Raw genomic sequence first — 25,391 nt, forward strand, 5'->3', positions numbered from 1 at the left:
CATCCCGAACTCAGAAGTGAAACGATGCATCGCCGATGGTAGTGTGGGGTTTCCCCATGTGAGAGTAGGTCATCGTCAAGATTAAATTCCGAAACCCCAATTGCGAAAGCAGTTGGGGTTTTGTTTTGCCCGCAGGAAAGTTCTTACAGCATTCTCAGCCGCCTTGCGGCTGTCCTCGCCGGCCGACAATGCTAAGGTTCAGCCCTAGCTTTTGTACTTTTCCAAGGAAGCCTTCATGCCGGACACCCAGTCCCTCAACGCTGCATTCATGGTCGTTCAGAGCAACAGCCTGGATGAACTGCGCAGCCTTGTGATCAGCATCATGCGGCGCTATCCACTGGCACCCCTGGAGAACGAAATTGCGCTCGTGCAGAGCAACGGCATCGCTCAATGGCTCAAGCTGGCACTGGCTGAAGACCCTGAAGCGGACGACTCTGGCGGCTGTGGTATCGCCGCCGCTATTGATGTGCAACTGCCGGGCAGTTTCATGTGGCAGCTTTACCGGATGGTTCTGGGGCGAGAGGAGATTCCGGCAACGTCGCTGCTCGATAAGGCACCATTGACCTGGCGCCTGATGCGCCTGTTGCCACAGGTCATCACCCGACCCCATTTCGAACCGCTACAACGCTTCCTCATCCATGACACCGATCTGCGCAAGCGTTACCAGTTGTCCGAACGTCTGGCAGACCTCTTTGACCAATATCAGGTTTACCGCGCTGATTGGCTTGAGGATTGGGCAGAGGGGCATCATCAACTACGCAATGTGAGGGGTGAAGCGAAGCCGCTTCCTCCGACCAGTTGCTGGCAGGCAGAGTTGTGGCGTGCCCTGCTGGACGATGTGGGCGAGCAAGGCATGGCTCAAAGTCGGGCGGGCGTGCACCAGCGGTTCATGGAGCGCATCAACAGTCTTGAACGCGCACCGACCGGACTTCCCCAGCGAGTGATCGTTTTCGGAATTTCCTCGTTGCCAGCCCAGGTACTGGAGGCATTGGCCGGGCTTTCCCGTTTCAGCCAGGTTTTGTTGTGCGTCCATAACCCCTGTCGTTATCACTGGGCCGATATCGTTGCCGACAAGGATCTCTTGCGCCATCAGTACAAGCGGCAAGCCCGAAAAAACGGTATGCCCGTAGTGCTGGATTCGGAAATGCTCCACCAGCATGCTCACCCGCTCCTCGCTGCGTGGGGCAAGCAAGGTCGCGATTACATCAACCTTCTCGACAGCTATGACGACCCCGATAGCTATCGCGCAGCATTTCGCAATGGACGTATCGATCTGTTCAGCGAAAACCAGCCGAAGAACATGCTCAATCAGTTACAGGACGACATTCTGGAACTGCGGCCGCTCAACGAGACTCGAGCACTCTGGCCGGCAGTCGATCTGACTCAAGACGATTCGATCCGCTTTCATATTGCCCATAGCGCCCAGCGCGAAGTGGAGATTCTCCACGACCAGTTGCTGGCACGTTTCAGTGCCAACCCTCAATTACGCCCGCGCGACGTGATCGTGATGGTGCCTGACATCGATAGTTATGCGCCGCATATTCGCGCCGTATTTGGGCAGCTGGATCGTCATGATCCACGCTTCATTCCCTTCACGATGGCCGATCAGGGGCAGCGCGGACGGGATCCATTACTGATCGCTGTCGAGCATCTGCTCAAGCTGCCGGATAGTCGTTTCCCCGTCAGTGAAATCCTCGACTTGCTTGATGTTCCGGCGTTACGCGCCAGATTTGGTGTGCAGGAACGAGACTTGCCGACCCTGCATCGCTGGATCGAAGGTGCCGGCGTGCGTTGGGGGATTGATGCCGGGCAACGGGCCGAACTGGGATTGCCCGACGAACTGGAGCAAAACAGTTGGCGCTTCGGCCTGCGTCGGATGCTGCTCGGCTATGCCGTCGGCAGTTCCGGAGCCTGTGGGGATATCGAACCCTACGATGAAATCGGCGGTCTCGATGCCGCGTTGATTGGGCCATTGGTAGCGTTGCTGGATGCACTGGAGCTTTCGCATCAGCAACTGATGAAACCCGCCCAACCACAGGAATGGGGGCATCGGCTTCAGGCGTTGATGCAACTGTTTTTCAAGCCCGAAGATGAGCATGACGACTACCTGCTGGCTCAACTCGAGGAGTTGCGCGAAACCTGGATGGAAACCTGTGAGGCCGTCGGTCTGTTGGACGAGCTGCCACTGACCGTCGTCCGTGAGGCTTGGCTGGCGGGGCTGGATCAGGGGCGTCTGTCGCAGCGCTTCCTGGCCGGAGCCGTTAACTTTTGCACGCTGATGCCGATGCGCGCGATCCCGTTCAAGCTGGTTTGCCTGTTGGGCATGAACGATGGCGATTATCCGCGCGCTCAACCGCCGCTGGACTTCGATCTCATGGGCAGCGACTACCGGCCGGGAGATCGCTCCCGTCGGGAGGATGATCGCTATCTTCTGCTCGAAGCGCTCTTGTCCGCCCGTCATCAGCTCTACATCAGTTGGGTCGGTCGCAGCATTCGCGACAACAGCGAGCGGCCAGCCTCTGTGTTGATCGGCCAGTTGCGCGATCATCTCGCCAATGGATGGCGATCGAGCGACAACAAAGAGGATCTCCTGATTGCCATGACTCAGGAGCATCCGTTGCAGCCATTCAGTTCGCGCTACTTCCATGAGGAAGACAAACTGTTCAGCTATGCCAGCGAATGGCAGGTGCTGCATCAACCTCACGAACAGAACGACACCGCAACGATGCTTGTACCCCATATCCAGGAGGAGCCGTTGAGTCTGGAACTGCTACAGGACTTCCTGCGCAATCCGGTCCGACACTTTTTCACTCAGCGACTCAAGGTTTACTTCGAAGCGGCGCAGATACCTCAGGCTGACGAGGAACCCTTTGTACTGGATGCGTTGCAGCGATATATGCTCAGTGACAGCTTGCTCGGAGCAGCCTTGAGACACCCGGATAATGTTGATCAGGCACTCGAGTCTCAAGCCCGACGCCTGCAGAACAGCGGCCTGTTGCCCATTGCCGGATTCGGTGAATGCCTTCAGCGAGAGCTGATCGAGCCTTTGCCAGACTTGTTGCAGCGATATCAACAGTTGCTGGCGTTATGGCCGACACCCCTGTCCAACGCCCTACCGATCAATTTTGAATGGCAGGAGCTGCGCCTTGAAGGGTGGCTGGGCGGCTTGCACCGGCGCGCCGATGGCGGCGTACTGTCGGTCACGACGATCCCGAACAGCATAGGCTCGATCAAGAGCCGCAAATGGCATCGCCTGACCAAGCCCTGGGTCAGCCACCTTGTCGCGTGTGCCAGTGGGCTCTCCCTGACGACCGCACTGGTGGCCAGTGATGACACGCTCCTTCTTGAACCTCTGGAACAGACTCGAGCGGGACGGGTTCTTGAGGATCTGCTGCTCGCCTGGCAGACGGGTATGCGTCAGCCACTTCCGGTCGCGGTAAAAACGGCTTTTGCATGGCTGGGGCAGACCGATCCAGTCAAGGCTGAAGCGGCTGCCCGCAAAACCTATGAGGGTGATGGTCAGACCAGCGAAGGCGAACGTCGGGAAAGCCCGGCTCTGGCCCGACAGTTCCCCGACTACGATGCACTGCAGGCGGATGAAACCTTCTCCGGTTGGTGTGATGCGCTTTATCGCCCGTTGCTCGAGGCACCTTGGCACTCATGGACCCACGAGGAGGCAGGCGCATGAGTAACCAGCCACCACTCGCCCTGGCATTCCCGTTAAAGGGCAGCCAACTGATCGAAGCCAGTGCGGGCACTGGCAAGACGTTTACCATTTCGGCGTTGTATCTGCGGTTGATCCTTGGCCATGGAGGCGAGGGAAGTGGTTTCGGTCGAGAGCTGTTGCCCCCGCAGATTCTCGTGGTGACCTTCACCGATGCGGCGACCAAAGAGTTGCGCGAACGCATCCGTACGCGCCTGGCCGAGGCCGCCCGTTTCTTCCGTGACGAGACTTCGCCCCCTGATGCGCTGATCGATGAACTGCGTGCACAGTTCGATCCGCAACAATGGCCCGGTTGCGCCAACCGCCTGGACATTGCCGCGCAATGGATGGACGAAGCCGCGGTCTCGACGATTCACAGTTGGTGTCAGCGAATGCTGCGCGAGCATGCGTTCGATAGCGGCAGTCTGTTTACCCAGACACTGGAAACCGATCACAGCGACCTGCTCGGTGAAGTGCTGCGCGATTATTGGCGGCTGTTCTGCTATCCGATGCAGGGCGATGCCTTGAACTGGGTTCGCAGTCACTGGGGAGGTCCGGCGGCCCTGTTGCCGCGCGTGCGTGGGCTGTTTGGCACCGAGCGCGAAGGGGACTCTGACAAGACCCCGTCTGAGCTGATCGAAGAGTGTCTGCAGGAGCGCCGTGCAGCGTTGATGGAGTTGAAGGAACCATGGCGGCAGTGGGCCGATGAGTTGCTCGCCATCTGCCATCAGGGCGTCGCCAACAAAACGGTGGACGGGCGCAAGATGCAGGCCCGCTATTTCGAACCCTGGTTCGAAAAGCTCAAGGCCTGGGCCGAGGACGAGACGCTCGAGCATTTGGATATCGGCACCGGGTTCGCCCGGCTCACACCGGACGGCATGGCTGAAGCCTGGAAAGGTGAGCCGCCGAGTCACCCGGGCCTGGATGCCATGCCTGTGCTCAAGTCGAGCCTCGACAATTTGCCGACGCCCGATGCGGCCGTGCTGCAGCATGCAGCCAAATGGGTCGGTGCTCGCTTTGAGGACGAGAAGCGCCGTCGGGCCGTAATGGGGTTCGACGACATGCTGTTGCGCCTGGATGCTGCCTTGCAGTCCGATGGTGGGGAACGCCTCGCCACGCTCATCCGCGAGCAGTTCCCGGTCGCCCTGATCGATGAGTTCCAGGACACGGATCCGGTGCAGTATCGGATCTTCGAAAGTATTTATCGCATTGAAGAGGATAACCCGGAGACCGGGCTGTTCCTGATTGGTGATCCCAAACAGGCGATCTATGCCTTCCGTGGCGCGGACATTTACACCTATCTGCGAGCCCGGCAGGCCACAACCGGACGCTTGCATACCCTGGGCACCAACTTCCGTTCCAGCCACGGGATGGTCAGTGCGGTCAACCATGTGTTCGAGCGTGCAGAGTCCCGTGAGCAAGGACGCGGAGCGTTTCTGTTCCGAGAGAAAAACGGCGATAACCCCGTGCCGTTCCAGCCTGTGGAGGCTCAGGGGCGTAAAGAACATTTGCAGGTATCCGGGCTGGACGTGCCAGCGCTGAACATCTGGCATTTATCCACCGACAAACCACTGTCCGGGGCAGTGTATCGCCAGCAGTTGGCGGCGGCCTGCGCCAGTGAGATTACGACCCTGCTCAATGGCGGGCAAACCGGTCGTGCCGGGTTTGCGCAGGAGGGCAAGGATTGGCGTGGGCTGCGGCCAGCGGACATTGCGATTTTGGTGCGCGATGGTAAAGAGGCGCAGGCGGTACGCGGTGAGCTCGCAGCACGCGGAGTCCGCAGCGTTTATCTGTCGGACAAGGACTCCGTTTTTTCCGCTCAGGAAGCCCATGATCTGTTGTCGTGGCTCAAGGCGTGCGCCGAGCCGGATGTCGAACGCTCCCTCAAGGCGGCGCTGGCGTGCATCACGCTGAACCTGCCGCTGGCCGAGCTGGAGCGTCTGAATCAGGACGAACTGGTCTGGGAAACCCGGGTCATGCAGTTCCGTGGTTATCGTGAACTCTGGCGCAAGCAAGGGGTGCTGCCGATGTTGCGGCGCCTGCTGCACGACTTTCAACTGCCGCAGATGCTCATTGCCCGCAGTGATGGCGAGCGGGTGCTGACCAACCTGTTGCACCTGTCGGAGTTGTTGCAACAGGCCGCGTCGGAACTCGATGGCGAGCAGGCACTGATCCGCCATCTGGCCGAGCATCTGGCGCTGTCCGGGCAGGCAGGCGAAGAGCAGATCCTGCGTCTTGAAAGCGACGAACAACTGGTCAAGGTCGTGACCATTCACAAGTCCAAGGGACTTGAATACCCGTTGGTGTTCCTGCCTTTCATCTGCTCGGCCAAACCCGTGGATGGCAGTCGATTGCCGCTGCATTACCACGATGAGTCCGGCAAGGCTCGCATCAGTCTGAAGCCCGACGCGGAACTGATCGCTGTGGCGGACAACGAACGCCTGGCAGAGGATCTACGCTTGCTCTACGTCGCGCTGACCCGCGCACAACATGCGTGCTGGCTCGGGGTGACGGATCTCAAGCGCGGCAATCACAGTAGTTCGGTGCTGCATCTTTCTGCACTGGGCTATCTGTTGGGCGGCGGCGCAACGTTGAATGAATCCAGCGGATTGGCCCGCTGGCTGGACGATCTGCAACAGGATTGTTCGGCGCTGAGCGTTGTTGAAATGCCGGAGGCCACCAGCGAGGAGTACCAGCCTCCGCGTAATGAGGCCACGCTACGTGCCACCCTTTTGCCGAGCCGCAGGGCCAGCGAGAACTGGTGGATCGCGTCGTACAGCGCCTTGCGCATCAGTGACGTGCTGAGCGTTGGCAATGACGAAGCTCCCGACAGTCCGCAAGCGCAAAAGCTGTTCGACGACGAACGCCTCGATCCTGAAGCTCCGCGCGAGATCATCGCCGGCGGAGCTGACATTCATCGCTTCCCTCGCGGACCGAATCCGGGAACGTTTCTTCACGGTTTACTGGAGTGGGCAGGGGAGGAAGGGTTCGCGGTCACCCGCGAATCGCTGGACGATGCGATTGCCCGGCGTTGCAATCGGCGGGGCTGGGAAGGCTGGATCACCACCCTCGGCGACTGGTTGCAACACTTGCTCAAACTGCCACTGCCCGCAGGGCTCGACCAACCGCCAGTGGTGCTTGAGCAATTGAAGCAGTATCGGGTCGAGATGGAGTTCTGGTTTGCCAGCCACAAAGTCGACGTCCTCAAGCTCGACGAACAGGTGCGTCAATTCACTCACAACGGTGTGGCCCGGGTCGGCGCCGAAGCGGTGCAGCTCAATGGCATGTTCAAAGGCTTTATCGACCTGACGTTTGAGCACGAGGGTCGTTACTACGTGGCCGATTACAAATCCAACTGGCTGGGCGTCGATGACGCTGCGTACACCGAGCGGGCTATGGAGCAGTCGATCCTCGACAACCGTTACGACCTGCAATACGTGCTGTACCTGTTGGCACTGCATCGTCAGCTCAAGGCGCGGCTCGCCGATTACGATTACGACCGGCATATCGGCGGCGCGCTGTATCTGTTCCTGCGCGGAACACGGGCCCCTGGCGGTGGCGTTTACTTCGCGCGACCACCAAGGGAGCTGATCGAGCGTCTGGACCTCATGTTCCAGGGCAAACCGCAACCCAAGGCCGAGCCCGCGTGGGAACAGGGAGAGCTGCTATGAATCGGACATTCGCCGACCTGCTGCCTACGCCGCTGACCGCCGAAAGCCTCGCGCAATTGACACCCCTGACCCGTGCCGATGATCTTTTGCTGTTGCTGACCCAATGGGTCGAGCGTGGCTGGTTGCGGGCACTGGACAAGGCATTCGTGGCCTTTCTTCATGAGTTGGAATCCGATGTCGATCCGCTGGTGTTGCTCGCCGCCGCATTGACCAGTCACCAGCTCGGCCATGGTCATGTCTGCCTGGATCTGTTCGAAACCCTCAAGGCACCGGATTTTGCACTTTCCCTGCCGCCGGAGGGGGATGCGCAACCCGGCGTGTTGCTGCTGCCATCGCAATTGCTCGAAACCCTCGACGGAGCGCACTGGTGCAAGGTGCTGGCCGGCAGTTCGCTGGTGGCACTGGCCGCCGACGAGAGTGCGTCGGCTCAGGAGCGCCCACTGGTGTTGTCCGGCAAGCGTTTGTACTTGCGGCGCTATTGGGCCTACGAGCGGCGTATCGACAGCGCACTGCGTCAGCGACTCGCGGAGCAGGAAGCGACACCACCCGATCTTGCACGCCGGCTGAACGAACTGTTCGATCCGGCCCAGCGTGCGGATGTCATCGACTGGCAGAAACTCGCCTGCGCCCTGGCCACCCGAGGTGCCTTCAGCATCATCACGGGTGGCCCGGGTACCGGCAAGACGACGACGGTGGTCCGTTTGCTGGCGTTGCTCCAGGCACCTGCGGTCGAGGCGCATCAACCATTGCGCATAAGGCTCGCGGCGCCTACCGGAAAAGCGGCGGCGCGGCTGACCGAGTCCATCAGTCAGCAGGTGCAATCGCTGAAGGTCGCTGACAGCGTCCGGGAAAAAATCCCGACCGAGGTGACCACGGTGCACCGCCTGCTCGGTAGTCGTCCCGGCACGCGGCACTTTCGCCACCATGCCGGTAACCGTCTGCCCCTGGACGTTCTGGTGGTCGATGAAGCGTCCATGATCGACCTGGAAATGATGGCCAATCTGCTCGATGCCTTGCCGCCTCATGCCCGATTGGTGTTGCTGGGCGACAAGGATCAACTTGCCTCCGTGGAGGCGGGTGCGGTGCTGGGAGATTTGTGCCGTGATGCCGAAGCTGGTTGGTACAGTGCGCAGACCCGCCAGTGGCTGGAACAGGTGAGTGGCGAATCCCTGCAGGACAGCGGCTTGCACGAAGGCACTGACGGCTCGCATCCATTGGCCCAGCAAGTGGTGATGCTGCGACACTCGCGGCGTTTCGGCGAGGGCAGCGGCATCGGTCAACTGGCGCGACGAGTGAATCAGCAACTCCCGGTCGAGGCTCGCCAGTTGCTGGAAGCCAAGACTCATGGCGATGTGTTTTCTTTGCCACTCCACAATGAGCACGACCGTGAACTCGAGCACCTGGTGCTCGATGGGCACGCGAAAGGCCCTCACGGATATCGACACTATCTGAGCGTCTTGCGCGATCGACGTCCGGCGAGCGGAACGCCGCTCGAGAACCCGTGTTGGGTCGACTGGGCACGTGACGTCCTGCGGGCCTTCGATACCTTCCAGTTGTTGTGCGCAGTGCGCAAAGGGCCGTGGGGTGTGGAGGGGCTGAACCAGCGCATCACCGAAGCGTTGCTCAAGGCGCGGCTGATCGAGAGCGACCAGCAATGGTACGAAGGCCGGCCGGTGCTGATGACCCGAAACGACTACGGTCTGGGGCTGATGAACGGTGACATCGGTATCGCCCTGAAACTGCCCGAGCGCGATGGCCCTGATGCCGGTAAGTCGGTATTGCGAGTGGCGTTCCCGCGTAACGACGGGCGCGGCGGGGTGCGTTTCGTGTTGCCGAGCCGGCTCAACGATGTCGAGACCGTCTATGCGATGACCGTGCACAAGTCTCAGGGCTCGGAGTTTGCCCATACCGCGCTGATCCTGCCGGACGCCCTGAATCCTGTGTTGACCAAGGAACTGATCTATACCGGAATTACCCGGGCCAAAGACTGGTTCACCTTGATCGAGCCTCGGAGCGGCGTGTTTGAAGAAGCGGTGCAGCGCAAGGTGAAGCGCCTGAGTGGACTGATGCTGGAACTGGAAGAAGGCGCGCCGCATAAAGGATGAAGGTGCCTTCGATTGCCGCCGATAATTGACCGACCGGTCAGAGGTCGCTGTATCGCTGGCTTTCCAACGCTGTGCTATCGTTGCGGCATCATTTCGTAACGATCCAAGAGAATCCCTGCATGAAGGTGGCTGTCTGGGCGACAGAGCGCGTAGTTGGCTGCAAGCAGGCGTTGCTTGCCGGTGTGCTCTGTTTGCTCACGGGTGTGGCCGCTGCCCAGACTCAAACCCCGGTGGGTATGGCCGAACAACGGGCCAAATCCGTCACCCAGGTTGTCCTCGGTATCCTCAGTTATGCGCGCTGGCCGGTAGAGCCGGCGCAATTGCGTTTGTGCATCGTCGGCCCGACCGAATACACCGACGACCTGGTCAAGGGCACGACCCAGGCCACGGGCCGTCCGGTCATCGTGCGTCGACTGTTGGCCGACAACCCGGCCATCGTCAGCGAGTGCGACGCGGTCTACATCGGCAAACTCACGGCTGAAGAACGCAGCCGGTTGTTCGCGTCCCTGATCGGGCATCCGGTGCTGAGCATCAGTGAAGGCGGCGATCAGTGCACGGTCGGCAGCCTGTTCTGCCTGCGGGTCGGCGATGAACAGGTGTCGTTCGAGGTCAATCTCGACTCCGTCGCCCGTAGCGGTGTGCGCATTCACCCCAGCGTGCTGCAGTTGTCGCGGCGCAAGCCGGCGGTGCCATGAGACGCGGCAAATCCACAGGGCGCCCGACGCTGGGCTCGGTCATCGGCCGTGGCAACCTGATCGTGGCGCTGGTCGCCGTGGCAATGGCCAGTGTGTCGCTGACGCTGCTCGGGGTGCTGGCGCTGCGGGTCTATGCCGATCACAACCTGCACTTGATCGCCCGCTCGATCAGTTACACCGTGGAAGCTGCCGTGGTGTTCAATGACAAGGTCGCAGCGACCGAAGCGCTGGCGTTGATCGCCTCGACCGAAGAAGTGGCCGATGCCCAGGTGCTGGACGCTCAGGGCCAATTGCTCGCGCGCTGGCATCGTCCGGAGAACGGCCTGATTTCCGAGCTGGAGATGCAGGTCGCGCGAGTCATTCTGGAAAAACCCATCAACCTGCCGATCCAGCATCAGGATCGCGAGATCGGGCGGATCTTGCTGATCGGCCACGGTGGCAGCCTGATGCGTTTTCTGTTGAGCGGTCTGGCGGGGATCATTCTCTGCACGGCGATCAGCGCCTGGGTCGCGCTGTACCTGGCGCAGCGTCAGTTGCGCAGGATCATCGGCCCGTTGCACAGCCTGGCGGCGGTGGCGCATGCGGCCCGCAGCGAGCGGGCACTGGATCGACGGGTGCCACGGGCGAAGATTGCCGAACTAGACAACCTCGGCAATGACTTCAATGCCTTGCTCGATGAACTCGAAGACTGGCAAACCCACCTGCAAAGCGAGAACGAAACCCTCGCCCACCAGGCCAGCCACGACAGTCTCACCGGCTTGCCGAACCGGGCCTTTTTCGAAGGCCGCCTGATCCGTGCGCTACGCAGCGCCCACAAACTGAACGAGCGCGTGGCGGTGCTGTTTCTCGACAGCGACCGCTTCAAGGACATCAACGACAACTTCGGTCATGCCGCCGGTGACGCGGTGCTGGTGGCGGTGGCGAATCGAGTGCGGGCGCAGTTGCGTGAAGAGGATCTGGTGGCGCGTCTGGGCGGTGACGAGTTCGCCGTTCTGCTCACGCCCTTGCACAAGACCGAAGACGCCGAACGCATTGCCGACAAGATCCTCGCCAGCATGGACACCCCGATTGCGCTGCCGGGCGACAGCAGTGTCGTGACGTCGCTCAGTATCGGCATCGCGGTTTACCCCGATCATGGCGTCACGCCCGGCACCTTGCTTGATGCGGCCGATGCCGCGATGTATCAAGCCAAGCGTTTGTCGCGTGGCGCCCAATCCACGGCCGGGTCGGAGCACCCGGTCGATCCCGTTCAAACCAGGAGCTGATGCCCGTGTTCTCACTTTCCTTTCGACTGTTTTCCACCCTGTTGCTGACGGCCATGCTGGCCCTGACCGGTTGCCAGACCGCCCCGCAAAAAGGCCTGACGCCGGCCCAGGTCGCGGTCCTCAAGCAGCAAGGCTTCGAGCTGACCGATGACGGCTGGGAGTTCGGCCTGTCGGGCAAAGTGTTGTTTGGCAGCGATGTCGAAAGCCTGAATAAACAAAGTACCGAAATCGTCGAGCGTATCGGCAAAGCGTTGCTGGGTGTCGGCATCGAGCGGGTACGGGTGGATGGCCACACCGACGCCTCGGGCAAGGAAACCTACAACCAGCAGCTGTCCCTGCGCCGCGCGAAAAGCGTCGGCAACGTGCTGACCTCGGTCGGCATGAAACAAGAGAACATTCAGCTGCAGGGCCTCGGCAGTCGCGAACCGGTCGCCTCCAACGACACCGCCGCCGGCCGCACCGAAAACCGCCGAGTGTCGATTGTGGTCAGCGCCGATTAATCGGTGAACTGCATGTCACGGGTCTCACCCATCAACAGACCCTGATTGCGCTCGGTCACCTCACGGATGTAATCCCACAGCAGGGTGATCCGCTTCAACTTGCGCAGATCCTCCCGGCAGTACATCCAGAACTGCCGGGTGATATCGATTTCCTCCGGCAACACCGGCAACAGGCGCGGGTCCTGGGCCGCGAGGAAGCACGGCAGAATCGCCAATGAGCGCCCCTGCTGCGCCGCCACGAACTGTGCGATCACGCTGGTGCTGCGCAAATTGGCGCTGGCGCCGGGCAACACGTTCGCCAGATACAGCAGCTCTGAGCTGAACGCCAGGTCATCCACGTAACTGATGAATTGATGCTTGCCCAGGTCGGCGGGGCGGCGGATCGGCGGGTGCTTGTCCAGGTATTCCTGGGTCGCGTAGAGCTGCAAGCGGTAGTCGCAGAGTTTGCAGCACACGTACGGCCCGTGTTCCGGGCGTTCGAGGGCGATGACGATGTCGGCCTCGCGTTTGGACAGGCTGATGAAGTGTGGCAGCGGCAGGATGTCCACCGAGATCGCCGGGTAGGCGTCAACGAAGTGGCTCAGTTGCGGGGTGATGAAGAAGCTGCCGAAACCTTCAGTGCAGCCCATCCGCACATGCCCGGACAGCGCGACGCCGGAGCCGGACACCTGCTCGCAGGCCATGTGCAGCGTGCTTTCGATCGACTCGGCATAACTCAGCAGGCGCTGGCCTTCGGCAGTCAGCACGAAACCGCTGGTGCGGGACTTTTCGAACAGCAAGGTGCCGAGCGCCGCTTCCAGCGAACTGATCCGCCGCGACACGGTGGTGTAGTCGACCGCCAGGCGTTTGGCCGCGGTACTGGCCTTGCGGGTGCGGGCGACTTCGAGGAAAAACTTGAGGTCGTCCCAATTCAGCGAACCTAGAGAGGTGATGTTTTTTTGCATGATGGACGGGCTTATATGTGCGTTCTTATTAGAAGTTTGCACATCTATACTCCAAAAACAGTCCGACAACCAATTCGTGACACACGCCTCATCTCAAGGCGAACCTTTCGCCTTGGCTCCTACGATAAAAACAAGTTCTGGAGACCAGCATGAACGCATCGCTTACGCCCAACGAAACCACGATCCAGAAGGTCAAGCTGCTGATCGACGGCGAGTGGGTCGAGTCGCAGACCACCGAGTGGCACGACATCATCAACCCGGCGACCCAGCAGGTTCTGGCCAAGGTTCCGTTCGCCACCGCCGCTGAAGTCGACGCTGCCGTCAGCGCCGCCCAGCGCGCCTTCCAGACCTGGAAGCTGACTCCGATCGGCGCGCGCATGCGCATCATGCTCAAGCTGCAGGCGTTGATCCGTGAGCATTCCAAACGCATCGCCGTGGTGCTGAGCGCCGAACAGGGCAAGACCATTGCCGATGCCGAAGGCGACATTTTCCGTGGCCTGGAAGTGGTCGAGCACGCCTGCTCCATCGGCAGCCTGCAGATGGGCGAGTTCGCCGAGAACGTGGCCGGCGGCGTCGATACCTACACCCTGCGTCAGCCGATCGGCGTCTGCGCCGGCATCACCCCGTTCAACTTCCCGGCGATGATCCCGCTGTGGATGTTCCCGATGGCCATTGCCTGCGGCAACACCTTTGTACTCAAGCCGTCCGAACAGGATCCGCTGTCGACCATGCTGCTGGTGGAGCTGGCGATTGAAGCGGGCATTCCGGCCGGTGTGCTTAACGTCGTCCATGGTGGCAAGGACGTGGTTGACGGCTTGTGCACCCACAAGGACATCAAGGCCGTTTCGTTCGTCGGTTCGACTGCCGTCGGCACCCACGTTTATGACCTGGCCGGTAAACACGGCAAACGCGTGCAATCGATGATGGGCGCGAAGAACCATGCGGTGGTGCTGCCGGATGCCAATCGCGAGCAAGCGCTCAACGCCTTGGTCGGCGCCGGTTTCGGTGCGGCCGGTCAGCGTTGCATGGCCACCTCGGTGGTGGTGCTGGTGGGTGCGGCCAAGCAGTGGCTGCCGGATCTGAAAGCGCTGGCGCAGAAACTCAAGGTCAACGCCGGCAATGAGCCGGGCACCGATGTCGGCCCGGTCATTTCGAAAAAGGCCAAGGCGCGGATTCTCGATCTGATCGAAAGCGGCATCAAGGAAGGCGCAAAACTTGAGCTGGACGGTCGCGACATCAGCGTGCCGGGTTACGAGAAAGGCAACTTCGTCGGCCCGACCCTGTTTTCCGGGGTGACTACCGACATGCAGATCTACACCCAGGAAATCTTCGGCCCAGTGCTGGTGGTGCTGGAGGTCGATACCCTCGATCAGGCCATCGCGCTGGTCAACGCCAACCCGTTCGGCAACGGCACGGGCCTGTTCACCCAGAGTGGTGCCGCGGCGCGTAAATTCCAGACTGAAATCGACGTCGGCCAGGTCGGCATCAACATCCCGATTCCGGTGCCGGTGCCGTTCTTCAGCTTCACCGGTTCGCGCGGTTCGAAACTCGGCGACCTCGGCCCTTACGGCAAGCAAGTGGTGCAGTTCTACACCCAGACCAAAACGGTCACGGCGCGCTGGTTCGATGACGACAGCGTCAACGACGGCGTGAACACCACCATCAACCTGCGCTGAGGAATGGCCATGAAAATCGCATTTATCGGTCTGGGCAACATGGGCGCGCCGATGGCGCGCAACCTGATCAAGGCCGGGCATTCGCTGAATCTGGTGGACCTGAACAAAACCGTGCTCGCGGAGCTCGAGCAACTGGGTGGCACCATCCGCGCTTCGGCTCGCGAAGCGGCTGAAGATGCAGAACTGGTGATCACTATGCTGCCCGCCGCCGTGCATGTACGCAGCGTCTGGCTCGGTGAGGACGGTGTGCTGGCAGGGATCGGCAAAGGCGTGCCGGCAGTGGATTGCAGCACCATCGATCCGCAGACTGCGCGCGATGTGGCAGCGGCCGCTGCCAAACAAGGCGTGGCCATGGCCGATGCACCGGTGTCCGGCGGAACCGGCGGCGCCACTGCCGGGACGTTGACCTTCATGGTCGGCGCCACTCCTGAACTGTTCGCCACCCTGCAACCGGTGCTGGCGCAGATGGGCCGCAACATCGTGCATTGCGGTGAGGTCGGCACCGGCCAGATCGCCAAGATCTGCAACAACTTGTTGCTCGCCATTTCGATGGTCGGCGTCAGCGAGGCGATGGCCCTGGGCGATGCGCTGGGGATCGACACCACGGTGCTCGCCGGAATCATCAACAGTTCGACGGGTCGTTGCTGGAGTTCGGAAATGTACAACCCGTGGCCGGGCATCGTCGAAACGGCACCGGCCTCGCGCGGCTACACGGGTGGCTTCGGCGCCGAACTGATGCTCAAGGATCTGGGGCTGGCCACCGAGGCGGCGCGTCAGGCCCATCAGCCGGTGGTGCTGGGCGCGGTGGCGCAGCAGTTGTATCAGGCGATGAGTCAGCGCGGGGAAGGGGGCAAGGACTTCTCGGCGATCATCAACAGCTATCGCAAGCCGCAGTAATCGTCGTCAGGCCTGTGCTCGTCGCAGGTCTGCAATTCAGATGCAGTAGGTGTTGCCGGGAAATCACGTCGGGTGGTTTCCCGGCTTTTTTGTATCAGGCGAACACGAAATATTTGCGCACGGTCTCAACCACTTCCCAGGTGCCCTTCATGCCTGGCTCGACCACGAAGATGTCGCCGGCGCGCAGGTGGATCGGCTCCATGCCGTCCGGGGTAATCACGCAGTAGCCTTCCTGGAAATGGCAGTACTCCCATTTCACGTAGTCCACTCGCCACTTGCCCGGCGTGCAGATCCAGGTGCCCATGATCTTGCTGCCGTCTTCGCTGGTGTAGGCGTTGAGGTTGACGGTGTGCGGGTCGCCCTCGAGCTTTTCCCATTTGCAGGCGTCGAGTACGGGCAGGGGGTGGGTGTCGCGCAGAACGGTGATAGGTGCGGGCATGACGGCTCCAGGCCAGAGGGAAATAGAGCCGTCACCGTAGCGCCCGTGGGGGCTGTCGAAGTGTCTGGGGTCGACCTCCAGATGCCTGTAAGCGCTGGGGCAAATCTGCACTCCTCCCTGATTTGCACCAGCGCTGTGCATATAAGAAGGTTTTGGCACAAGCGTGCACCATAAAAGTTCAATCAATTTTTAGACTAAAACGAGATAACCATTCTGACACCTATTGCAAAACAAAATCGTCTGTACTATAACATTCGTACTAAAGAACTATTCCTCAAAACGGAGCTTCATCTGAGTCACGGACAGACTTGAATCGGCTTTTTCTCATCTCGATAACTGACTTGGCCTTTGGCTCAAGTGTGAACTTCTATCCGTTGTTAATGAATAATGACAGTTGAATGAACCGGACAGTTAATAAGTGGCGCGGACGCAATGTCTCGCGTGCTTTGAGTTGAAGCTTTAAATGAACAGTTAATTAATTATTTGTGCACTGGCGGATTTATATCTGCGGGATACGCACGCCTCTCGGAATGTTATGTGCCCGGCATCAATGGAATGAGGCTTTATTGTGGACGACATAAACGTAATTGAAGTTTCGACGACTGTTGATAGTTCAAGTGAGCTTGGCCGGCACGTCTGGGTGCGTGCCGGCAGTCGCCTGACACATGTGCAAATCAGCGATGACTGTTTCATCGGTTTCAGATGCGATTTGCAGCACGCGTTTGTCGGCAAATCCAGCATGTTCGCCACCGGGGCCCGGTGCCTGGGGACGGCGCAGTCGCCGGTTCGAATTGCCGAAAACGTCTGGCTGGGCGCCAAGGCCACCGTGACTGCCGGTGTTACCGTCGGTGCCGGGGCCGTGGTGGCGGCTGGCGCGTTGGTGACAGCGGATGTGCCGCCGGACGCAATCGTCGTCGGCCGCCCGGCGCGGGTCATTGCCCGGCGCACCGTGGTCGAGGACGGCCGGCCGAGCCCGGAACCGGTGCTGGCCAAAGTCCGGGAGCGGGCGCGCCAGGGCTTGCCGTCGATGCTCGATCGGTCCACGCAGTCGGTCGCGCGGTTCAAGTCGCTGAACCCCGACACCCAGACCTGGGACATCAGTGACGACGCCCTGATCGATGCCGAATTGCGCGGCGGGGCGTCGGTGGAAATCGCCCGGGACTGCATCCTGATCGGGCGCAGCAACCGTCAGGGCGGCATGTCGCAACTGGGCGGCATCGAACTGGGCACCGGCGCGCGACTGGCGGCCGGTGTGGTTATCGAGGCGGCTGGCGGTGTATCCGTCGGTGCCTTCAGCGAGTTGTCCGAGGGGGTCACGATCGTTGCCTCCACTCATGATCATTCATTTCGCTCACTGCCTTGGGAGGAGGCACCGGTGCGCATTGGAAGTCGTTGCGTAATTGGCGAGGGCGCCATCTTGGTAGGTCCACTGAATATTGGTGACGGTGCCGTTATCAAACCGTACTCGGTGGTTATAAGGGATGTATTGGAAAACACTGTGGTTCATGGCGTTGTTCAACTAATGGAGATTCAAGAATGATTTTATTTGCCCCCAATCCAACCGGTTCCGGTCACAACATGCGCGCGCTGTCCATCGCTCAGGCGATCAAGAAACAGCGTCCGGACATGCCATTGACCGTGGCGCTGGCTTCCTTGCAGCCGACCTTCACGCCGATGTTCGAAAAATCTGGTGTTGAAGTTGTGGATATTGCCGGTCGTTTGGTCGATTACTCAAAAAAAAGCAACTTGTCGAAAGAACTCGACTGGAATAATTACATTGGCGGTTATATCGCCAATACTTTCTTGTCCGGCGAGCGGATTCTGTCTTACCTGGCGCTGATCGCCGAGTACAAACCGACGGCTCTGGTGTCGGACTACAACATGGCCGCCTGCCTGGCCGCGATTTTCAGCGGTACGCCGCTGGTGTTCGTCACCGAGCGCTACGACTTCACCCTGTGCCAGCTCGAAGATCATGATCTGGCTGACGGCGGTTTCGAAGTCAACGCGCTGGAAATGGCCCGGGCCCGCACCGCGCTGCACAGCCAGTTCAACTGGATGATCAATCAGAGCCAACTGGTGCTGACCGACAAACCCTATGTGGCCTCTCTCGATCAGGGCACACCAGTGGCCGAAGCACTGGTCAGCGGCAAGGCGCATTTTGTCGGCCCGATGATCCGCGACATCAATGTGCAGACCGGCTTGAACGTGCGCGAGCAACTGAACCTCGGCGACTCGCCATTCATTGTGGCTTCGATCAGCGGCACCACAATGTTTGCCCAGAACAAGGACGCGCTGCTCGCCGCCTATCTGGACAGCTTCAGGATCCTGCGCGAGCGCAATCCGGAACTGAAACTGGTGCTGCTGGGCCGTCAGGATATCCAGGCTCAGGACGGCGTCGTCTGCGTGCCGTACTACCCGGACTGGATGGGCCTGCTGCGCGAAGCCAGCCTGCTGATTTCGGCGCCGGGCTGGATCACCGTGACGGAAATCGCCGCACTGCAGATTCCAACGCTGTTCGTGCTGCCGTCCAAATCCGAGTACCACGAACTCGAGGCGCTGCGCCGTCTGGAGCTGCTGGGTTTCCCGACGCACCTGGGCCACGACCGCGATGCGATCGTCGAGCTGATCCAGGGCGAGCTGGAAAAAGACACCGATGCTTCGGCCTACTACGCGCCGCATCAGCAAGTCGCCGCGCCGGATGGCGAAGGTGCCGCCCGCGCCGCGACGCGCATCATTGAGTTGTGCCAGGGCAGCGTTGTGTCGCTGACCGAAAGCAAAGCCGCTTAACCTCAAGGAAGAGGGATTCACCATGTCACTGCATCCGCAGTTTCTATTTGATCAAGGCCTCAAGGACATCGAGCACGGCGGCTTTTTCGCCGTGACCGATGCCAGTGGCGAGGTTGCGATTTCCAGCGACAAGCAGTTGCAGGATCAGGTCGCGGCGACGCTCTACCAAGCCGAGCACGGCGACGATGTCGAACTGCGTTTTGCCCATGACGGGCTGATGCGTTTGCATGATGCTTCGAATGGCGGTTTCCACGAACTGGCCGACCGCTACTGGACGCCGCACGGCTCCGGACGTTGCCGCACGCTGGCGCTGCAACTGGACGCACTGGCGGCATTGATTGCCTATCAACGGAGGGTGCCGCAGGACGCAGCAAACAATGCCGCGATCCACGGCCTGCTGGAAAAGGTCGAAGCGCTCTACGCCCGTTCCACGCTCGCCGGTCTGTACAGCAGCGACTGGTCGACGCCGCTGGAGCTGGCGACCTCGATCGATCTCGACATCAGCGCCACGGCCTTGCTCGCGCGTATCGACAATCAGCCGTTGGGTCTCGGCTTGGTCGGGCACTTGCAGATTCATGCAGAAAACCTGATCGGCCGGGTGGCCGGCAGCGACAGCCAATCTTGTGTCGATGTGGCGCTGACCCGTTGCGGCGTGCGTGCTCAAGTCAGCCTGGTGCTGGCGCAACTGGCTGATACGCGGGACGACAATGCGCTGTCGAATCTGGCTCGTTCGTTCCTGCTGCAAACCCTGGCGCTGTTTCGCGATCCGGCGTACGGCGGGTATTGGGACCGGGTCGGGATCAACGGCAAAGTGCGTTGCGACTGGCACACCTCGTACAAAAATCACGAGTCGCCATTCCCGATCAAGACTGCCTACGACGTGGCGTTGCTGTTGCAGGCGATTCAGGCCTTGCCGTCCGGCGTGAGCGAAGCGGATCGGGCTTCGGTGACGGCGGCGTTGCTGGAATTCCATGACGCCCGCCATGGCGGTCTGTTCATGGGCAAGGGCTACTTTTGGTCGACCCCGGATGACCCGACCGTGCCGTTCATTCGGCAGTTCTGGGCGCCGCCGCGTCAGCCAGGAATCTTCAGCATTGGCAACCTGACGTACCTGCCGTTGCACCTGAAGAGTCTGAAAACCCAGCTCGCCGCGGCCCACGCCTTGCAGTCCATCGAACCGGTCGTTGCCGTCACTCATCATGACGATGCAGCGCTGGTAAACCGTGAGTTGCAAGTGATCGATGGCGGTGGCGATGTGCAGCGGATTCACCCGAATGGCGTGCCGACCATCAATGTTGATCTGCAGCGTTATCTGGCGTGGCTGGCCAAGGCCCGGGCGTCGAATGAAACGCCTTACGGGCTGACGGCCGAAACCGCGCCGCTGGGTTTCCGTGCCGACAAAACCTGGCAGGTGTTCTCCGGGTTGCACGTGATCTCAGACTTGCACGCGCTGGGTCTGCAAATCGAAAACAAGGCCAGCCTGATCGATTGCATCAGGGCCTCGCAAAACACCGACGGCGGATTTGCCGAGCAACCGGGGCATCTCAGCGATGTGTTCGCCACCTACTGCGCGGTGTTGTCGCTGCGAGTGCTGGGCGCATTGCCGAACGATATCGGCGGTTGCGTGCGTTACCTCCAAGCGTGTCAGAACCCGGACGGCGGGTTCGGCGATGTGCCGGGTTTCGGCTCGGACATCTGGCACACCAACCTGGCGGTGCTGTCGCTGCATGCGCTTGAAGCCAAGGCGCCGGACGAGCAGGGCGTGATGGCGTTTGCCTTGCGCTGCCGCTCGGCCGACGGCGGTTTCGCCAACAAGCCGGGTTATCCGCCGGACGCGTTTTCGGTGTACCGCGTGGTGTCGACGCTGTTCATTCTCAACCGACGCATCGTTGATGCCGAACAGACCGTCGCTTGGCTTCAGAGCCTGCAACTGGCCAACGGCTCGTTCCACTACCGGCCGGGTAAAGCGGTCAGCCTGGTAGGTACTTACATGGCTATCGCAGCAATGTATCTGCTCGACGCGCAGCCGACGTATCTGCAGGAATCGAAAGACTGGATCGCTGCCCATCAGAAGCAGGACGGTGGATTCGGCCCACTCAATGCGACCTCGGCAACCACCGACGAAAGCTTCGTCTGCATCCAGACGCTGCTGATTCTCGAACAAGGTCTGTCGCAATACTGGGTGGCGTTGTTGAACTGACCCGCACACAGCATCGAAGGACGTTCAATCATCATTTTGCCAGGGGAGGCGCTGATGAAAATTTTAGTGACAGGGGGCGCGGGCTTCATTGGCTCGGCCGTGGTGCGGTTTCTGATTGAAGAGACCGAATGTGAAGTGATCAACGTCGACAAACTGACCTACGCCGGCAATCTCGAATCTCTGGCTGAGGTGTCCCATTCACCGCGTTACCGGTTCTGTCAGGTCGACATCTGCGACAGGCCGGCGCTGGACGAACTGTTCGCACGGCTGCAACCGGATGCGGTGATGCATCTGGCCGCCGAGTCCCATGTGGACCGTTCGATCGATGGCCCGCAAGCCTTCATCGAAACCAACATCGTCGGCACCTACACGCTGCTCGAAGCGGCGCGTGGTTACTGGAACCGACTGGACGCGGCGCGTCAGGCGGCGTTCCGTTTCCATCATATTTCCACCGATGAAGTGTACGGCGACCTGGAACCCGAAGATCCGGCATTTACCGAGCGCACGCCGTATGCGCCAAGCTCGCCGTACTCGGCGACCAAGGCCGGCTCCGATCATCTGGTTCGCGCCTGGCATCGCACTTTCGGCCTGCCAGTGGTGGTGAGCAACTGCTCGAACAATTACGGGCCGTATCACTTCCCGGAAAAACTGATTCCTCACGTCATCCTCAATGCGCTGCAAGGCAAGCCGCTGCCGGTGTATGGCGATGGCGCGCAGATTCGCGACTGGCTGTTCGTCGAAGATCACGCCCGCGCACTGTATGCGGTGGTTACGCGCGGTGAGGTCGGGCAGACCTACAACATCGGCGGCCACAACGAGAAGACCAACCTGGAAGTGGTGCACACCCTGTGCGATCTGCTCGAAGCACGCGGTGCGGAAAAACCGGCGGGCGTCGCGCACTTCCGCGACCTGATCACCTTCGTCAAGGATCGTCCGGGCCACGACAAACGCTACGCCGTCGATGCCGGAAAAATTCACGCGACGCTGGGCTGGACGCCGCAGGAAACCTTCGAAAGCGGCATGCAGAAAACCGTCGACTGGTATCTGGATAACCGCGCCTGGTGGGTGCGGGTGATGTCCGGTGCCTACGCGCTGGAGCGCCTCGGCGAGCAAAGCGACAAAGCCCTTGTGGCCTGAACGTTCAGTCATTCAAATCTCACTGCTTGAAAGGAAAAAAGCATGGCCAAGTACAAAGGAATTCTGCTGGCGGGCGGCGCCGGTTCGCGTCTGCACCCGATCACCCTGGGCGTCTCGAAACAGTCGCTGCCGGTGTATGACAAACCGATGATCTATTACCCGCTGTCGGTGCTGATGCTGGCGGAAATCCGCGAGATCCTGATCATCTCCACCCCGGAAGATCTGCCGGGCTTTCAGCGCATGCTCGGCGACGGCAGTCAGTTGGGCCTGAGCTTGAGTTACGCGGTGCAACCGAGTCCGGACGGCCTCGCTCAGGCGTTCATCATCGGTCGTGAATTCGTCGGTGAAGACAACGTCTGCCTAGTGCTCGGTGACAACATTTTCTACGGCGCCGGCTTCGGTGAAACCCTGCTGCAAGCGGCGGCGCGTGATGAAGGCGCGACAGTGTTCGGCTATTACGTGGCCGATCCCGAGCGCTTTGGCGTGGTGGAATTCGATGCTGCCGGCAAGGCCTTGAGCATCTGCGAAAAACCGAGCGATCCAAAGTCCAACTACGCCGTCACCGGCCTGTATTTCTACGACAACGAAGTGCTGCAGATTGCCGCCGACATCAAGCCGTCGCCGCGCGGCGAGCTGGAGATCACCGACGTCAACAACGTCTACCTGCAACGCGGCAAATTGAATGTGTCGGTGATGGGCCGTGGCATGGCCTGGCTCGACACCGGCACTCACGACGCGTTGATGGAAGCGGGCAATTTCGTCCAGGCCATCGAGAAACGCCAGGGCCTGAAAATCGCCTGCCTCGAAGAGATCGCCTACCACAAGGGCTGGATCGACGACGCGCAATTGCTGGTGCATGCGGGCAGCATGAGCAAGACCGGTTACGGTCAGTACCTGGCGCGTTTGATCCACGATGATGTGGTGGTGGCGATGGATGCGCAGCGCCCGTTGAAAGGCGCTGCCTGATCAAGTGTGGGAGCGAGCCTGCTCGCTCCCACAGGGTCAGTGGCCGGTCACGCTGTCGAGTTCGGCAGCTTTGACCGTAGCGCGTGGATCGGCCGACGGAATTTGCAAACGGGCCAGGCGATTGGCGTGGGTCGGCGCTTCGGCCGCCAGCGGCGAGCGGCGTTTGCGGGTTTCTTCACGCAGCACCGGCAAGACTTCCTTGCCGAACATGTCGAGTTGTTCCAGCACGGTTTTCAGCGGAATGCCGCCATGGTCGAACAGGAACAGCTGGCGCTGATAGTCGCCGAAGTACTCGCGGAAGGTCAGGGTTTTGTCGATGATTTCCTGAGGGCTGCCGACGGCCAGCGGGGTCATTTCCATGAACTCTTCCAGGGACGGGCCATGGCCGTACACCGGGGCGTTGTCGAAATAGGGACGGAACTCCCGGCGCGCATCCTGCGAGTTGCGGCGCATGAAAATGTGCCCGCCGAGACCGACGATCGCCTGCTCCGGCGTGCCGTGACCGTAATGGGCAAACCGCGCGCGGTAGAACTCGACCAGCGCCATGAAATGCTCACGGGGCCAGAGGATGTGGCTGGCGAAAAAACCGTCGCCGTAATACGCCGCCTGCTCGGCGATTTCCGGGGTGCGGATCGAGCCGTGCCAGACGAAGGGCGGCAGGTCATCGAGGGGCCGCGGGATCGAGGTGAAGTTTTTCAGCGGGGTGCGAAAGCGTCCGCTCCAGTTGAGGTCTTCTTCGCGCCAGAGCCGGTGCAGCAGGCGATAGTTTTCCATCGCCAGTGGCAGACCGTCGGCGATGCTCTTGCCGAACCAGGGATAGACCGGCGCGGTGTTGCCGCGGCCGAGCATCAGGTCCATGCGCCCGCCGCAGAGGTTCTGCAACAGCGAATATTCTTCGGCCAGGCGTACCGGGTCGTTGGTGCTGATCAGGGTGGTGGACGTCGAAAGAATGATGCGTTGGGTCTTGGCGGCGATGTAGGCCAGCAGTGTGGTGGGAGAGGAGGTGATGAACGGGGGATTGTGGTGCTCGCCGGTGGCGAACACGTCCAGTCCGATGTCTTCGGCCTTCTGCGCAATTTGCAGGGTGGCCTGGATGCGCTCGGATTCGCTGGGGGTACGGGCGTTGGTAGGGTCTTGTGTGACGTCGCCAACGGTGTAGATCCCGAATTGCATAAAGCCTCCTTGCCTTGGGTAAAGGTGTGTTTGAAACCCTTGCCGCGAAGAATGAATCGTCGCGGCACTTGAAATGTACGCCTGTACACGTACAATCGCAATTCTGCATCATCGTCTAATCGGCTTTGAACACCTCATCGAGAGAGGAACGCGACATGCAACTGGGATTTATCGGTCTGGGCACGATGGGCGCACCGATGGTGCTGAACCTGCTGAAAGCCGGGCATCGGGTCCGCGTGTGGAATCGTTCGTCGGCACCGCTGGAAGCACTGGCCAAGGCCGGCGCCGAAGCTGTCCAGACACCGGCACTGGCAGCCCAGGCCGAGGTGCTGATTTCGATGCTCGGCGATGACACGGCGATCCGCTCGGTGTTCTTCGATGCCAAGGCGCTGCACGGTCTGCGGGCCGGCAGCGTTCACGTCAACATGTCCACGGTGTCCGTGGCGCTGGCCAGGGAGCTGGCGACCGTGCATGAAGCACGCGGCGTTGGTTACGTGTCGGCACCGGTGCTGGGGCGAGTCGATGTGGCGGCTGCCGGCAATCTGAACATTCTCGCCTCCGGGCCCGCCGAAGCACTGGTCCGGGTTCAGCCGCTGTTCGACGTGCTCGGGCGCAAGACCTGGACGCTGGGCGACACGGCTGAAGTGGCCTGCGCTGCCAAACTGTCGGCCAATCTGATGATCGCCTCGGCAATCGAATCCATGGCCGAAGCCTCGACCCTGGCCGGCGGCTATGGCATCAGTCGCGGGGCGTTCATCGAGATGATCACCTCGACCCTGTTCGCCGTGCCGGTCTATCAGGGCTACGGCAAGCTGATGGTCGATGAGAAATTCGAGCCGGCGGGTTTCAAGTTGTCGCTGGGTCTCAAGGATGTACGCCTGGCGCTGGAAGCCGGTGAAGCGGCGCAGGTGCCGCTGCCGTTTGCCAGCGTGTTGAAGGACAACCTGCTGGACGGCATGGCCCATGGTCAGGCCGATCAGGACTGGGCCTCACTGTCGAAAGTCAGTGACCGGCGTGCCGGCGTGAAGTAATCCAAAAGTTTCAGGCAACGTAACTTGTGCGCAAGTTGCGTCGGCCTCTTGCGTCTTGCGTTATTGTCGGACAGTGATTGCTCTTTTATTGGGAAATGAAAGAAGTCTGATAATAGTGCTTGTCAAATGTACGACTGTAGACGTACATTTTTATCGGGGTTTGACAACAATAAAAGTTCTGTCTGTTTTTTCGTCTGCTGAT

17 protein-coding genes and 1 rRNA gene are annotated in these 25,391 nt (G+C 60.6%); 15 read left to right on the forward strand and 3 right to left on the reverse strand.

All coding sequences use genetic code 11. The features are described 5' to 3' along the window. The 7 genes from rrf to JKA62_RS18190 all read left to right on the forward strand — a co-directional run. Positions 1-81 (forward strand): 5S ribosomal RNA (rrf, locus tag JKA62_RS29245); the annotation flags it as partial. A 154-nt stretch (positions 82-235) separates the two neighbouring features. Beyond that, positions 236-3,688, forward strand: a complete 3,453-nt coding sequence (gene recC / locus JKA62_RS18165) for an exodeoxyribonuclease V subunit gamma (protein ID WP_011332328.1) — start codon at positions 236-238, stop codon at positions 3,686-3,688. Continuing rightward, complete coding sequence (gene recB, locus JKA62_RS18170) at positions 3,685-7,374, forward strand: exodeoxyribonuclease V subunit beta (RefSeq protein WP_011332329.1); 3,690 nt, start codon at positions 3,685-3,687, stop codon at positions 7,372-7,374. The genes recC and recB overlap by 4 nt, the downstream gene beginning before the upstream one ends. After that, on the forward strand, positions 7,371-9,479 hold the full coding sequence (recD, locus tag JKA62_RS18175) for an exodeoxyribonuclease V subunit alpha (RefSeq protein WP_011332330.1): 2,109 nt from the start codon (positions 7,371-7,373) through the stop codon (positions 9,477-9,479). The genes recB and recD overlap by 4 nt, the downstream gene beginning before the upstream one ends. A gap of 119 nt (positions 9,480-9,598) precedes the next feature. After that, positions 9,599-10,174: a YfiR family protein gene (locus JKA62_RS18180; protein ID WP_201818885.1), complete on the forward strand. Its 576-nt coding sequence runs from the start codon at positions 9,599-9,601 to the stop codon at positions 10,172-10,174. After that, entirely contained in the window at positions 10,171-11,439 is a 1,269-nt protein-coding gene (locus JKA62_RS18185) for a diguanylate cyclase domain-containing protein (RefSeq protein WP_201818887.1), read from the forward strand. The genes JKA62_RS18180 and JKA62_RS18185 overlap by 4 nt, the downstream gene beginning before the upstream one ends. Beyond that, positions 11,439-11,939: an OmpA family protein gene (locus JKA62_RS18190; protein ID WP_236676586.1), complete on the forward strand. Its 501-nt coding sequence runs from the start codon at positions 11,439-11,441 to the stop codon at positions 11,937-11,939. Before JKA62_RS18185 ends, JKA62_RS18190 begins: the two co-directional genes overlap by 1 nt. Here JKA62_RS18190 and JKA62_RS18195 read toward each other — a convergent pair. Next, positions 11,936-12,883 (reverse strand): LysR family transcriptional regulator, encoded by a 948-nt coding sequence (locus JKA62_RS18195; RefSeq protein WP_201818891.1) that lies wholly within the window; start codon positions 12,881-12,883, stop codon positions 11,936-11,938. The two genes, JKA62_RS18190 and JKA62_RS18195, sit on opposite strands and share 4 nt — an antisense overlap. A gap of 149 nt (positions 12,884-13,032) precedes the next feature. Here JKA62_RS18195 and JKA62_RS18200 point away from each other — a divergent pair, with 149 nt between their 5' ends. Together JKA62_RS18200 and mmsB are read left to right on the forward strand one after the other, a co-directional pair. Continuing rightward, positions 13,033-14,559, forward strand: a complete 1,527-nt coding sequence (locus tag JKA62_RS18200) for a CoA-acylating methylmalonate-semialdehyde dehydrogenase (RefSeq protein WP_201818893.1) — start codon at positions 13,033-13,035, stop codon at positions 14,557-14,559. Positions 14,560-14,568: 9 nt separating this feature from the next. Then, positions 14,569-15,456: a 3-hydroxyisobutyrate dehydrogenase gene (mmsB, locus tag JKA62_RS18205; protein WP_039772935.1), complete on the forward strand. Its 888-nt coding sequence runs from the start codon at positions 14,569-14,571 to the stop codon at positions 15,454-15,456. A gap of 94 nt (positions 15,457-15,550) precedes the next feature. On the opposite strand, the gene JKA62_RS18210 is transcribed toward mmsB, so the two are convergent. Then, positions 15,551-15,895: a cupin domain-containing protein gene (locus tag JKA62_RS18210; RefSeq protein WP_007953863.1), complete on the reverse strand. Its 345-nt coding sequence runs from the start codon at positions 15,893-15,895 to the stop codon at positions 15,551-15,553. Between the two features lie 709 nt (positions 15,896-16,604). Here JKA62_RS18210 and JKA62_RS18215 point away from each other — a divergent pair. Genes JKA62_RS18215 through rfbA form a run of 5 tightly spaced genes read left to right on the forward strand, consistent with a single transcriptional unit; the run spans position 16,605 to position 22,985 of the window. Next, positions 16,605-17,435, forward strand: a complete 831-nt coding sequence (locus JKA62_RS18215) for a DapH/DapD/GlmU-related protein (protein ID WP_236676587.1) — start codon at positions 16,605-16,607, stop codon at positions 17,433-17,435. Then, complete coding sequence (locus JKA62_RS18220; RefSeq protein ID WP_201818897.1) at positions 17,432-18,682, forward strand: hypothetical protein; 1,251 nt, start codon at positions 17,432-17,434, stop codon at positions 18,680-18,682. The genes JKA62_RS18215 and JKA62_RS18220 overlap by 4 nt, the downstream gene beginning before the upstream one ends. Positions 18,683-18,704: 22 nt before the next feature. After that, positions 18,705-20,882 carry a prenyltransferase/squalene oxidase repeat-containing protein gene (locus tag JKA62_RS18225; protein ID WP_201818899.1) on the forward strand — a complete coding sequence of 726 codons (2,178 nt, stop codon included), beginning with the start codon at positions 18,705-18,707 and terminating at the stop codon, positions 20,880-20,882. Positions 20,883-20,936: 54 nt separating this feature from the next. Beyond that, positions 20,937-22,019: a dTDP-glucose 4,6-dehydratase gene (gene rfbB, locus JKA62_RS18230; RefSeq protein WP_201818901.1), complete on the forward strand. Its 1,083-nt coding sequence runs from the start codon at positions 20,937-20,939 to the stop codon at positions 22,017-22,019. Between the two features lie 42 nt (positions 22,020-22,061). Further along, complete coding sequence (gene rfbA, locus JKA62_RS18235; RefSeq protein ID WP_011332341.1) at positions 22,062-22,985, forward strand: glucose-1-phosphate thymidylyltransferase RfbA; 924 nt, start codon at positions 22,062-22,064, stop codon at positions 22,983-22,985. 36 nt (positions 22,986-23,021) lie between these two features. On the opposite strand, the gene JKA62_RS18240 is transcribed toward rfbA, so the two are convergent. Beyond that, a complete protein-coding gene (locus JKA62_RS18240; protein WP_011332342.1) occupies positions 23,022-24,158 on the reverse strand; it encodes an LLM class flavin-dependent oxidoreductase in 1,137 nt (378 codons plus the stop codon). 125 nt (positions 24,159-24,283) lie between these two features. On the opposite strand from JKA62_RS18240, the gene JKA62_RS18245 reads away from it, so the two are divergent. Further along, positions 24,284-25,189, forward strand: coding sequence for an NAD(P)-dependent oxidoreductase (locus tag JKA62_RS18245; protein ID WP_258399136.1), 906 nt, complete (start codon positions 24,284-24,286; stop codon positions 25,187-25,189). Positions 25,190-25,391: the final 202 nt, after the last annotated feature.

Source organism: Pseudomonas sp. B7, assembly GCF_016735645.1.
In the GTDB taxonomy this organism is placed as follows: domain Bacteria; phylum Pseudomonadota; class Gammaproteobacteria; order Pseudomonadales; family Pseudomonadaceae; genus Aquipseudomonas; species Aquipseudomonas glycinae.